We start from the raw sequence: 12,547 nt of genomic DNA, 5'->3' as shown, positions 1-12,547 counted from the left end.
ATAACTCCTTTTTTCAATGTCTCGTTTCATAATTTGACGCATAGGGTAAATAGAAAGCATCAACGCATTTCCATTACTTATATGAAAGGGGGATTATCATGCATTATGACGGCCAGAAAATTGAAAGCGCTTTCGGAGAAATACAATTGAAAAACGGCTGGATCGCCAAGCCGGAAAACGTTGCTGTTTATTGTCCTTACCCCTATTTTCCACCGCAGCAGCAACTAGCACAGCGAAAAGAAGAGCAGAATATCCGTCAATCCTAAGTCCTACTGCGCTTCGGCCGGAGGAGGGAAAAAAGCGTTTCCTCCGGCTTGAAACCTTTGCGCAGATGCTGCTTCGGATGCCGCAAAAGGGGTAAAACCTTTTTGCGCTCGCTCAAGTCAGCTTTTTAAAATTCCTTCGCGACAGCTGCTGCTTGATCAAGACCAGCCTGAATAATGTTCTCAGCTTCATCCGGGAATTGGTTGTGTCCTTCGATGATCACTGTGTTAATATCTTTGACACCCCAGAAGCCAAGCATCGTCTGAACGAAAGTTACAGCCATTTCCGCAGCCTGAGCAGGACCTTCAGAGTATACGCCGCCTCTTGCATTAAGAAGCACGACTTTCTTGTCAGGAAGAAGACCTACCGGACCTTCAGCCGTGTAACGGAACGTTTTTCCTGCTTGCGCCAAGTAATCTAAATAGGTGTGCAGCACAGCCGGTACGGTGAAGTTCCACAATGGAAAAGCAAAAACAACTTTATCTGCCGCAAGGAACTGATCAAGATACTTTGTCACAAGAGCAGTTGCTTCCTCTTCCTCTTTCGTTAATTCCAAACCGTTTGCAAGCTTGAACATTCCATTAATCTTAACGGCATCATAGTAAGGCAAATTTTCCTTAAAAAGATCCAGTTCTGTAATGTCATCCTCTGGGTGGGCAGCTTGATAGTTTTCTAAAAACGTGTGATAAAGCTTTACGCTTACTGCTTGCTCGATTGGTCTTGAATTTGCCTTAATAAATAATACCTTTGCCATCTGAATAAAACCCCCATCATTTCAATGTAATTAACGGTCGCTATAGCAACCTCCTGTTTTAGTGATGTTGTCATAGCAACTAAAAAGCGAAGACAGCTACTCTTTTGAAGTCGTAACATTCTTGTTAATAATGGAAAGCAATCGGTCCAACTCAGCCAGCTCTTCGTTCGACAGTCCCTCGCAAACGGTTTTGTCAAACTCCTCCGCAATCGGCATCACCTTTTCACCAAGCTTTTTCCCGCAAGGTGTTAAGTAGAGCTCCAAGGAACGACGATCATCCGGGCAATGCGTTCTCCGGATAAATCCTTTTTGTTCCAAGCTTGAAACCATGCGCGCGATGTTCGTTTTATCCTTATGAAGGAACGTCGCAAGCTGATTTTGAGTCAAGCCATCCCTTTCCCAAAGCAGCATCATAATCAAATTTTGCTCTGGAGCCAGATTAAACTTATCAAGTCTCGCTTTAATATAACTTGTCAAATTTAAATCCGTTTTATGAATTTTAATGCTGATATAGTCCTTGAATGTTAATTTCAAAGGCATCCCCCGCAAAATGGTTACTTAACAATTCACTTACATTTGGTAAGTATAGTAGAAGAGCATCTCTTTGTCAAATAAAAAGGAGCTTTGCCAGCCTCACTTGCAACATTCCCATCGAAGCTGGCAAAAACACCTGTTATAACAGCCCTTTAGACGCGGGCCGCCTCTGTTTGTTTTATTTTAAATGTATCGATCGATGCTTGTAAATCCTCGGCTAGCCTGGCCAGCGTTTCTGAGGCAGTGGAAATCTCCTCCAGCGTCGCATACTGCTCTTCGGTCGCCGCCGATGTTTCCTGGATAGCCGTCGTCGTTGTTTCTGTAATCTGGCTCACCTCATCAGTAGCGTGGGCAATTTGATTGCTCTGCTCGGTTATTTGCTGAATCGATTCGGTCACTTCGTTGACCTTGTCACGGACCGCTTCAATCGAGATCGCAATTTCTGCAAACGATTGATTGAGCTCATCTGCCGTTTTCAAGCCGAGCGTCACCGTTTGCGTCCCCTCTTCCATCGAGAGAACCGCCTGTTCAATTTCCGCCTGAATTTCCTTAACGAGAGTAACGGTTTGCTGGCTTGATTGCTGAGACTGCTCAGCAAGCTTGCGGACTTCATCGGCGACAACGGCAAATCCTTTGCCATGCTCCCCGGCCCGCGCCGCTTCAATCGCCGCATTCAACGCTAATAAATTGGTCTGCTCGGCAATCGCTGAAATCATACTCATAATCTCTTCAATCGCCAATGATTTCGCCGATAATTGCTTAATCGATGTCGCTGTATAATCTGTTGCAGTCGAGATCGCGCGCATCTGTTCACTAACCATCTCAACGGTGTCCCGCCCTTGTTCCGTTCTCTCAAGTGAGTAATCAGACAAGGCCGACATCTCATCACTGTGAAAGGCAATCTGCTTCACACTTTCGGACGTTTGCCGGATCGACTCAGTAATTTCATTCATTTTCCACAGCTGATTCTCAGCCCCTTCCGCTGTTGCCTGCGATACTTGGGCCATTTGCTGAATCGATAACGTGCTTTGGTGCGTCCCTGCCGTCAACTCCTCGGAAGCGGAGGCAACTTGCTGGCTCGCCTTATTAGTTTGCAGCACTAAGGAATGCAGACTTTCCTTCATTTTATTTAAGCTGTTTGCAAGCAAAGAAAGTTCATCTTTCGATTTCACCTTGAGATCGCTTCCCGTTAAATCACCTTGCGCCACAGCCTCCATTTGCTTGACGACTTTCTTGATGTTGCTTGTTAAATAAGAGCTGAACATCAGACTGATAATGATGGACAGGATAATCGCCCCAATCGCCACAACTAGCATAAGAAGCTCTGAACGTTCAGCATCACGCTGATTTTCGTCTACTAGCCTGTCCGCATTTTCCTGATTAAGGTTCGCCATGTTTTCCAGATCAGCCGTCGCAGCAAGAAAGAGTGGCCCGCCGATCTGAATTCCTTCCCGTGCTTCCTCATAGCGTCCTTCTCTAATTAAGCCGATATTTAGTTGAACCCTATCTTCAAACCGGGCCCAGTTTTCCATAAAGTCAGTAAAAGCCTCACGCTTCTGTTCTGTCATTGTAAAGCCGCTGTACTGATCGGTTAGCTGCTGTACGAGCTCAAGGTTTTGCTGAGCTTTTTCGGTTGACGCCGGATCTTCATTAAAGGCTGCCTCAAGCATATTCCCCCTCGTATTTTCGGTCAGTTTCATCAACGTTACCAATTCAGCCGTCGGCAGCAGAGCATCTTCATAAATCTCCATTGTATTCTCATTCATCGCCCGCAGTTCTATAAATGAAATAACACTTCCGACAATTAGTAAACCGACGACGGTAAAGAAAGATAAAAGAACCTTAAACCGTAATGTCATCCTACCCACTCCAAACTATTAAAATGTTCTATTTTTCTTACTATACCACATAAGATAAGAATAAGGTCCTAAGCCGAATTGATGACATATATTTTTTTCTTTAGTGCGGAAAAGACAAACAGCATGCCGCTAAAACGGCTCATTCAGTTTACGGCCACGGGTTCCATTCAACCGTTTGATAGGCTTGAGACAAAACTATCTTTGGACCTATTGGCAATGGCTTCACACGCCACAAGCCCGTTGTGAGAAAACCCACTCACAACGGGCTTTAAAAGATCGTGGCGGCTACGCTCATTGCTTAGAGGTTGGGCAAAAGGTTTAAAAAAACAACCTTTTGTCCAACCTCGTTTTTAAATTCCGGCGTCAACTCAAAATAGCGGTTAGTCTCAATATGAAAGGAGTCCTGATCTTCTCCATAGTGCATCACAAACAACTGTCTGTCCCGACCTTCATAAAGGTTTCCGAGCACAAATACTCGGTATTGAATGCTACTCTCATCATAAACAGCGTCAGGGTCAATCATGTCCTCTACTTCCTTAGCTCGATCCAGATGACCAAGCAGCTCCCCTACCACTTCCTCGTCCGTCATTCGTTTTGAATACAAATACGGTGTGTCAGAAGAGGAGAAATCCCGCTTCTCCACATAAATACTAACCGGCTTTTTAAAATCTTTGAATGAATAAGTATGCTCAGCAACGACCCCATCCGGATAGGAAAATGGAGTATAAAAATAGTTTTGATTCATCCATATGACAACTCCTACATCCAGCACAATCAGCCCGCCAATCGCAATAAGCCATTTTTTCATTGATCTCCCTCCTCTACTTGCACAAATCCATTATCCAATCTTTAACAGCGGACAGCAACATAATTTTGACACCAGCAACCATTCAACTGCCGCCATTGGTATAATAAAGAAAAATGGCGAGGAGGCGTATGAGATGAAGCCACGAGTAACAGTCATTACTTTAGGAGTCGACCACCTTGAAACAGCGTTACAGTTTTACCGCGATGGGCTTGGACTTCCTACTGAAGGAATCATCGGCGAAGAATTTGAGCATGGAGCAGTGGCGTTCTTCGACTTGCAGCCCGGCTTAAAGCTGGCGATTTGGAACCGCAAAGACATCGCTCATGAAGCAAAAGTAGCGTTAGCTCAACCGGGCGCCACTGAATTCACATTGGGACATAATGTCAATAGCAAAGCCGAGGTCGATCAGGTGATGGTTCAAGCTGAAGCTGCCGGTGCGACGATCACGGATCCGGCACATGACACGTTTTGGGGCGGCTATTCTGGCCATTTCCAAGACCCCGATGGCCATTTATGGGAAGTCGTTTGGAATCCACAATGGGACACAATCGAATAACCGATCAGCGTTGAAGAGGCAGGTCAAAAGGATAAAAAAACAACCTTTCAACCTCCCTCTATTTTTATCTTAAGCTCTTTGTTCAATCGCATCCTTCTCCATCTCAAAAAACGCTATTGTGGCTGAATCTTCGAATAGAATATGTTGTAAAAGGAATATTTTACTATCCGCACATGATTGTTATGACTAATTTATAAATGGGTGAGAGTACATGCTTATTGGATTGATGCAAGGAAAAGGTATTTTTTTTAGTGGATGTGGTTTATTTGGCCAGTTGTCTTTATCTTTTCACACGTTCACGCCATTATAACGATCATCCAGGACGAACACGCTTCATTAAAAAGTACTGTCGTCGCTTCCCTTTCGCTTTTGGTTATTTTAGCCGGCATTACGGCTGTTCAGTTTTCATTATCAAGCCTCTTCCCCTTTTCCCCCGAGCCTCTGCTTGAACAACATCCGCTTTTTCTTTGGCCTTCCTCCCCTTTCAAACGAGCAGCTGTGCCCCTTTTTTTAAGCGACGACTGAACTGGTACAACATCTTTTTGACATGTACAGACACAAACGAGCCCAATCCGACATATGGTTGGAGTATGGAACAAAATGGGGGTGTTTTCGTGTCTGGCATACTCGCTGCTCTTTCATACTTTGTTAAAGAAGTCATTGTTTTCGTCTCCTATGTCAAAAACAATGCGTTTCCACAGCCTCTGAAAAAGGAGGAAGAACGGAAATATTTAACACTGATGCAAAAAGGAGACGCAGAAGCCCGCAATCTGCTGATTGAACATAATCTGCGCTTAGTAGCGCACATCGTCAAAAAGTTTGAAAATACAAGAGAAGACACCGAGGATCTAATTTCGATCGGCACAATCGGCCTTATTAAAGCGATTGAAAGCTACTCGGACGGCAAAGGCACAAAGCTGGCGACCTACGCGGCCCGTTGTATTGAAAATGAAATCCTGATGCACTTGCGGGCGTTAAAAAAAGTCAAAAAAGATGTCTCCCTCCATGATCCGATTGGGACGGACAAGGAAGGAAATGAAATCACCTTAATCGACGTTCTTCAGGAGGAAGGGGAGGACATCGTTGATGTGATTCAGACGAAGATGGAAAAGAAACAGATTTATGAATACATTCATGTGCTCGACGAGCGGGAAAAGGAAGTGATTGTCGGACGTTTCGGCCTTGACTTGGAGGAAGAACGGACCCAGCGCGAGATCGCTAAGGAATTGGGGATCTCGCGCAGCTATGTATCGCGGATTGAAAAGCGGGCGCTGATGAAGCTGTTTCATGAGTTTTACAAGCAGAGCCAGGGGAAAGGATAGCGCAAATTGAAGCAAAAGGTGAACTTGGTTCCGCTCTTCTTCGATTTTTGCTCTGTTTGAGAGGACTATAGGAACGCACTTCCGCATACAGTTCCAGATGTTCTTTCATGACGTTCCAAAACAAAAAGGAGCTAATCGATCAGCTCCTTTTTGTTTTGCGGTCTTCCACAAGTTTTTCAATGACTTTGGCGAGCAATAGCGTGCGCTCGGTCAAGGACGGAATGTCCAAATATTCCTTTTCGCTGTGGGCGTTTCCGCCGACCGGGCCGAGACCGTCGATCGTTGGAATGCCCATTGCTGCGGTAAAGGAAGCATCTGAACCGCCGCCGGTTTTCGTATCCTTCAGCTCGATGCCAAGCTCCGCCCCTACCTTCTTCACGACTTGAAAGAGGCGGGCGATTTTTTCGTTTTTGACCATTGGCGGTCTGCTGATATCTCCGGTCAGTTCAATTTCCGTGCCGCTGACATCGGAGGAAGCGCACATCGTTTCAATTTTATGCTCCATCTCTTCGGCCTGCTCTTCCGTCGCGACGCGGACATCAATGTGACCAATCGCCGTGGCGGAGACGGTATTGACGGCATTGCCACCCTCGATAATGCCGACATTAACGGAAATCCCGTGCTCATGATCATTCAGCTCGTGAAGCTTGACAATTTTATGGGCGAGCTCCTCAATCGCGCTGCGCCCTTTTTCCGGCTCGATTCCCGAGTGCGCTGCCTTGCCGTGTACCTCAATCGTGAAGCGGCCATTACCGCGCCGTTCCGTCACGACAGAGCCGTCGCGGCGCGCCGGCTCCATTACGAGGGCGTAGGCTTTTCCTTTCGCTGCTTCCTCTATCAGCTGACGCGAAGTCGATGAGCCGATTTCTTCGTCACTGTTTAACACCAGTTCAACATGCTGATAGGCATCTGAGCCGTTTTCTTTTAAATAACGGAGCGCATAAATGACGGAGACGAGACTTGCTTTCATATCAATGACACCCGGCCCGTAAGCACGCGTTCCTTTGATTGTAAACGGCCTCTCGTTTGCCGTCCCCGGCTCAAATACCGTATCCATGTGGGCGACGATTAAAATCGAAGCCTGCCGCTGAGTGGGGTGGATGATCCGTAAATGATCGCCCACCGTTTCCTGGGAAATCGTCGTAACGTGAAAGCCAAGCTGCTCAAACAATGGAATCAGCTCCTGAGCGACTTGATCAACGCCAGCTTTATGTGAAGAACCGCTGTCTATGTTTACGAGCTTTTCCAATAATATAAGCATCTCTTTTTCCTGCGAATGAACATCCATCTTTCGTTTCCCCTCTACGCTTGCTATATCTGTATCATATGCATGGTCTTCCTCTTATTTTCAGCGATTTCAGCCTATTTTGCAAGCAAAGAAGCAGGAGAGGGATGCTGCTGCTAAGAAGAAGCTTGATATGGGTAGGAATTACCGCGTTTCTTCGCCTGGACGATAAGACGGTGAGAATGTGTCTGATCAGAACGCCGATAGATGCCTGAGCATGTGACAAGCTGCAAGCCGGCGTCATGATTAACGGTAAACACGTCCTCGACGGAGCCGGCCTCTTTCGGAAACGACAGAACCGCTTCGACCTGATAGGTTGAAACGAGGCCGCCCCCATCAACAAGATAGATGAGATCCCCCTTCTGTAATTGAGCAAGCTGATAAAACACAGCCGGCCCTTCGTAATCATCATAATGCCCAGCGAACACAGCACTGCCACGATCACCCGGCGTCACACCGTCTTTGTACCAGAAAACCTTTGAACCGTCTGGCGGCAGGGCTTCCATTTCCGTCCGGGTCAATCCTTCCACCTCGGCCTCAAGCGAGAGGGCGGGAATCTTTAGCAACAGCGGCTCACGGTCGGCCGCCTCTACTCCGCTCCCGGCATAAACGAAAAGAAAGACGAACGCGAGGACAGCCGTTTTCTGCTTCATTTACATCGTTGGCGAAGCGCCGCCCAGACCCGTTTTCGGCAGCTCAGCCGGCAACGGCATATAATCAGTAAGCAAAATCACCGTTACCCCCTCTCCCGCGGCGTTTGCACCGACTGCCAAGGCCGTATAGACCGTATCTGGCTTTAATTCTGCTTCGACCAGTTCAAGCAGGGCGGCAGGCTCCTTTATTTGTAACGAATAAGAGCCGGGCGTCACTTCAAGATAAGAGGCTGTCGTTGGAAAAATCAGCTCAGGAAAGAGTACTTCGCCCTCAGTTGTCGTCACGGAAAGAGCCGGTGACAATGGTGAAAAATGAGCGACGCGAAGCTTTGTTTTGCCTGCCGAGGTTGTTTGGTCATCAACCAGCTTGGCGATGGACATCGCTTCAACCTCCCCGATTGCCGCCAATGTGTAATGATGACCGGCTTCCACCGTCACCTCATCTGTGACTAAGGCGGTATCCGTATCTCCTTCAGGGAAAATAGAAAGAGTATGCAGCCCCGGACTTAATGAGATATACTGCCCCGCTTCGGTGAAATCAAGCGCTTTTACGACTAACACTTTATCAAGATAAACATCGACCTTTGGCGCATCAGGTGTTGCATGGACGACTCGTGCCTGTGCTTCTGCTTCACTATCGGCATAGACGGGAGCGCCCACTGCCAGAACAAGCAGCAGCAAAACGACAACTCCAGCTTTTTTCATGATCTTCATCTCCTTTCAAGGTACATTCTTTACTAGAATCCCCTTCGTAAAGTTTGAACTATTCAAAAACAGCACGAAAAAAACTGGAAGTATCAGCCAGCCATATCCGGGTGCCCGGTCCGTGTCGTCACATTCGCAGTGCAGGAAGCTGCTGATTTTTACAGCAAAAAAAGAGAGCGATTCGACAAACGAATCGCTCGCAATGGGGGAGAGTAGAGAGAACATTTTGGAAGCTAGGTCAATGACCTTTCCTGATACTAATGTACACCACTGCTGACATCGTTTCAGCTTCTTTGGCATATCTTCTTACATATAAATTTCATTTATTTTGAAAAGACCCCTTCATCCCGGAAGCATCCCCAGCTAAGAACGCTGATAATCTGTGGTATACTTTCCTATAACGATAACCTACTGGAGGCATTATCATGAGAGACCTATCTGAAATTGAAGCCAAGCTTGCTGGCAGATCAGCTAGCGTGCTCACTCAAAAAGGCAGTATGAATGCCGCTGTCATTTTGCCGCTCGTCTACGAAAATGGAGAATTGTCGATACTGTTTGAAGTACGCGCCCATCATCTGAACAGCCAGCCGGGAGAAATTTGCTTTCCGGGCGGACGGATTGATTCGGATGATCCGACCCCGCAGCTGGCGGCGATTCGTGAAGTTACCGAAGAGCTCGGCCTTAAACGAGAGTACATTAAGCCTCTCGCGCCGCTCGATATCCTTGTCACGCCATTCCGCGGTATCATCTATCCATTTGCCGCTATTTTGGAAAATATCGAAAGCATTACACCGAATCAGGCTGAGGTCGATCATATTTTTACCGTCCCTCTTTCCTTTTTGTATACATACGAGCCAAAACGGTATGAGATGAAGCTCCATTTTGAGCCGGATGAGCATTTTCCACTCGACCAGATTTCAAACAGCAGAACGTATGCGGCACGGACAAACACGCTAACTGAATTTTTTTATTACTATAAGCAATACGTCATTTGGGGTCTGACGGCGCGAATTTTGACCCACTTTCTTGATCTGACAAGGCCGGACTAATTTTCCTGCTTTTCCACCTGATCCTTTGGCAGAAGCAAAATAAAGAGAAAGCTGAGGACGGCGAGAACCACTAGCGCGAGAAAGACCGCGGCCAGACTGGAAGAGAGTCCCGTCTGAAGAAGGCTCTGCTCCCCTTGGCTGAGCAGGGCCCGTTCTTCTGCTTCAAGCAGGCGGTTAACCGCTTCGATTGACGGTTCAATCGAAAGGGCTTCTCCTTCTCGTTCAAGAAAAGCACGAAGGCGGCTGTTCAAAATGCCTCCTAATAATGCCACCCCGACAGCTCCGCCAAGCAGGCGCATAAATAAATTCATCGCCGTCGCTTCCCCTCTCGCCTTCCAATCTACACTGGACTGAATCGACACGACAAATGTCGTTGTCGAAAAACCGAGACCTGCCCCAAGCATAAACGAGCTAAAACCAGCCCACCACGGATTCGGCAGAAAAGCCGTCAGCAAATAATAGCCGAGCGCCCCTGCTAAAAGACCGAAACCACCAATTAAAGCCGTAACCCGAAAGCCGGTTTTCAGCATCATTTTCCCGGCAATTGTCGAGGCGATCGGCCAGCCAATTGACATCGCCGTCAACGTTAACCCGGCGATGAGCGGAGTTTGCGCAAGCACCCCCTGGACATACGTCGGCAAAAAGCTCGATACGGCCATCAGCATCGCCCCTGACGTGAAGGAAGCCAAATTGGCATACCGTATTTCCTTCTGCCGCCAAAGAGAGAAGGTGACGATTGGCGCAGTCACTCGGCGCTCATGATAGAAAAACCAGATCAGGCAGACAAGCGACAAACTGACGAGCAGGAGAAGCTCTGTTTTGGAAAGAATCATCGTCCCGTCGAATTGAACAAGAACGACCATCAGCGCGCTGATTGAAACGAGTAAGAGCGCCGCTCCGCCAAGGTCAAGCGACTTCTGTTTCTTTTCCACGCTTTCATGCAGAAAAAAGATCACAATCCCCATCGACACGATCCCGAAAGGCACGTTCATCCAGAACACCCATGACCAATTGACATACTCCATGAAAAAAGCACCGAGCAACGGGCCGATAATGGCCGACACGCCCCAAATGCTCGCCAAATAGCCCTGAATGCTGGCTCTCTCTTCCTTCGTATACATATCGCCAACAATTGTCGTCGCGATTGGCTGGACGGCCCCGGCTCCCAGCCCTTGTAAAACCCGGCTGATAATGAGCATTTCCATCGTAAAAGAAAATCCACAAAGCAGCGAACCAATTAAAAAAATAATGATCCCGATTGAAAAAATGAGCTTTCTTCCATAAAGATCGGCCAGCTTTCCATATAACGGAATCGCAACAACCTGCATTAAAAGATAGGAAGAAAAGACCCAGCTGTATAAAGAAAAGCCCCCCAGATCTGCGACAATCCCGGGCATCGCTGTTGCGACAATCGTTGCTTCCACAGCCGCCATAAACATCGCCAGCATGACAGCAGCCAGGACAAGCGGTCTATTTGTTCGCTTCTGTTTGTCCATTCCACACTCTCCCATTTTTACAGTTACTCTGACAAAGACTCTTTTGTCATTTTAATACAAATTGGCATTCCATCAAAGAAAACTTTTCGCTAACAAGCTGACCAAACGCTGAAACTATTTTCAAACCGGGATAGAAAAAGGAAGGACCATGCCCGGAGATCATTTATTTGAAGGCAAATAAAAAAGCCGCCCCTCATCTTATGAAGCAGCAGCCTGACAGATTTATGATTGTTGATCTTCCTGTAATTGCTTTTCAGCTTTCATCGCAATGCGGTGAAAGAAGGCGGCGAGCGCCAATGTAAGAAAAACAGCCGCAATGAACAGCTCCGGGTGATGCAAAGCGAGCCCTTGAGCCGGAACGAGCAGGCCGATAAAAAGAAACATGCTTAACGCTACTAAAATAAAGCCGAAGCGCTTATAATCTGCTACTTTATCTTTTAATACTTTTTGCTGTTGATCCATCTCTGACTTCCCCCCCATCCTCCTTCAATTCTATCATGAATCATCAGGAGGATCGCATGTAATCTCCGTTAATGGAGGGAGACGCTACCAATTATTCAGCCAATGCCTCGACCATTAACAGCACCTGCTTCGCGGAATGGACGGAAGCTGTTTCCAGAAATTGATCATAGGACACTTTCGCATCGCTTCCGGCGATGTCAGACAGTGAGCGGATAATAACAAAAGGCATGCCGAATTGGTAGCAAACTTGAGCGATCGCTCCTGCTTCCATTTCCGCACAATAAGGATGATTGAAAATCTGCTTTAACTCCTCGACCCGCTGATGATCGCTCATAAACGAATCGCCGGATACGATCAAGCCTGTCACGGCATGAATGCCAACCTTTTCGGCCGCCTTTTGCGCCACTTCGACAAGCCTTTGATCCGGTGTGTAGTAAGCCGGCATTCCCGGCACCTGACCAAACTCGTAGCCAAAGACGGTCGCTTCCACGTCGTTGTAACGCACCTCAGTTGAAATAACAATATCGCCGACCTTCAATTGCTCATGAAAGCCGCCGGCTGATCCTGTATTAATAATGCATGTCGGCTCAAACAGCTGAATCAAAAGCGTCGTGCCAACCGCCGCATTCACTTTACCAATCCCTGATTTCAGCAGGACCACTTCTGTGCCGTCCAGCTTCCCTTGATGAAACTCACATCCGGCAATCGTTGTATCCTGACGATTATCCAGCTTTCCTTTGATTAATTCCACTTCTTCGTCCATCGCTCCAATAATCCCAATTCTCACGCGTAACACTCCT

The 12,547-nt window shown here is 47.2% G+C and carries 14 protein-coding genes; 4 read left to right on the top strand and 10 right to left on the bottom strand.

Going from position 1 to position 12,547, the window contains the following annotated elements:
* Positions 1-98 precede the first annotated feature (98 nt).
* The gene (locus M3202_RS01495) at positions 99-266 is read left to right on the top strand and encodes a hypothetical protein (protein ID WP_251221600.1); all 168 of its coding nucleotides are present in this window, start codon (positions 99-101) and stop codon (positions 264-266) included.
* 125 nt (positions 267-391) lie between these two features.
* Here the strand turns inward: M3202_RS01495 and M3202_RS01490 are convergent, their stop codons facing one another.
* From M3202_RS01490 to M3202_RS01475, 4 genes are all read right to left on the bottom strand, one after another.
* The gene (locus M3202_RS01490) at positions 392-1,018 is read right to left on the bottom strand and encodes an FMN-dependent NADH-azoreductase (protein ID WP_251221599.1); all 627 of its coding nucleotides are present in this window, start codon (positions 1,016-1,018) and stop codon (positions 392-394) included.
* A 96-nt stretch (positions 1,019-1,114) separates the two neighbouring features.
* Positions 1,115-1,558, bottom strand: coding sequence for a MarR family winged helix-turn-helix transcriptional regulator (locus M3202_RS01485; protein ID WP_349775594.1), 444 nt, complete (start codon positions 1,556-1,558; stop codon positions 1,115-1,117).
* A gap of 146 nt (positions 1,559-1,704) precedes the next feature.
* On the bottom strand, positions 1,705-3,411 hold the full coding sequence (locus M3202_RS01480; protein WP_251221597.1) for a methyl-accepting chemotaxis protein: 1,707 nt from the start codon (positions 3,409-3,411) through the stop codon (positions 1,705-1,707).
* 298 nt (positions 3,412-3,709) lie between these two features.
* Positions 3,710-4,219 (bottom strand): hypothetical protein, encoded by a 510-nt coding sequence (locus M3202_RS01475; RefSeq protein WP_251221596.1) that lies wholly within the window; start codon positions 4,217-4,219, stop codon positions 3,710-3,712.
* A 133-nt stretch (positions 4,220-4,352) separates the two neighbouring features.
* Between M3202_RS01475 and M3202_RS01470 the strand changes: the two genes are divergently transcribed.
* Together M3202_RS01470 and sigK are read left to right on the top strand one after the other, a co-directional pair.
* Positions 4,353-4,775: a VOC family protein gene (locus M3202_RS01470; protein ID WP_251221595.1), complete on the top strand. Its 423-nt coding sequence runs from the start codon at positions 4,353-4,355 to the stop codon at positions 4,773-4,775.
* A 614-nt stretch (positions 4,776-5,389) separates the two neighbouring features.
* Complete coding sequence (gene sigK, locus M3202_RS01465) at positions 5,390-6,097, top strand: RNA polymerase sporulation sigma factor SigK (protein ID WP_251221594.1); 708 nt, start codon at positions 5,390-5,392, stop codon at positions 6,095-6,097.
* A 139-nt stretch (positions 6,098-6,236) separates the two neighbouring features.
* Here sigK and M3202_RS01460 read toward each other — a convergent pair whose 3' ends face one another.
* The 3 genes from M3202_RS01460 to M3202_RS01450 form a co-directional block, all read right to left on the bottom strand.
* Positions 6,237-7,385: a M20 family metallopeptidase gene (locus M3202_RS01460; protein ID WP_251221593.1), complete on the bottom strand. Its 1,149-nt coding sequence runs from the start codon at positions 7,383-7,385 to the stop codon at positions 6,237-6,239.
* Between the two features lie 113 nt (positions 7,386-7,498).
* Positions 7,499-8,035, bottom strand: coding sequence for a class F sortase (locus M3202_RS01455; protein WP_251221592.1), 537 nt, complete (start codon positions 8,033-8,035; stop codon positions 7,499-7,501).
* Positions 8,036-8,740 carry a DUF4397 domain-containing protein gene (locus M3202_RS01450; RefSeq protein WP_251221591.1) on the bottom strand — a complete coding sequence of 235 codons (705 nt, stop codon included), beginning with the start codon at positions 8,738-8,740 and terminating at the stop codon, positions 8,036-8,038.
* 425 nt (positions 8,741-9,165) lie between these two features.
* Here M3202_RS01450 and M3202_RS01445 point away from each other — a divergent pair, with 425 nt between their 5' ends.
* Complete coding sequence (locus tag M3202_RS01445; RefSeq protein WP_251221590.1) at positions 9,166-9,789, top strand: NUDIX hydrolase; 624 nt, start codon at positions 9,166-9,168, stop codon at positions 9,787-9,789.
* On the opposite strand, the gene M3202_RS01440 is transcribed toward M3202_RS01445, so the two are convergent.
* From M3202_RS01440 to mtnN, 3 genes are all read right to left on the bottom strand, one after another.
* The gene (locus M3202_RS01440) at positions 9,786-11,285 is read right to left on the bottom strand and encodes an MDR family MFS transporter (RefSeq protein WP_251221589.1); all 1,500 of its coding nucleotides are present in this window, start codon (positions 11,283-11,285) and stop codon (positions 9,786-9,788) included. The genes M3202_RS01445 and M3202_RS01440 overlap by 4 nt on opposite strands.
* 222 nt (positions 11,286-11,507) lie before the next feature.
* On the bottom strand, positions 11,508-11,747 hold the full coding sequence (locus M3202_RS01435; RefSeq protein ID WP_251221588.1) for a YrhC family protein: 240 nt from the start codon (positions 11,745-11,747) through the stop codon (positions 11,508-11,510).
* A 91-nt stretch (positions 11,748-11,838) separates the two neighbouring features.
* Complete coding sequence (gene mtnN, locus M3202_RS01430) at positions 11,839-12,534, bottom strand: 5'-methylthioadenosine/S-adenosylhomocysteine nucleosidase (protein ID WP_251221587.1); 696 nt, start codon at positions 12,532-12,534, stop codon at positions 11,839-11,841.
* Positions 12,535-12,547 lie beyond the last annotated feature (13 nt).

The sequence above is a fragment of the Halalkalibacter oceani genome, from assembly GCF_023715605.1.
GTDB classification, from domain to species: Bacteria; Bacillota; Bacilli; order Bacillales; family Bacillaceae_D; genus Halalkalibacter; species Halalkalibacter oceani.
Note: the sequence above shows the minus strand (reverse complement) of the source record. Positions and strands in the feature narration are given on the sequence as shown.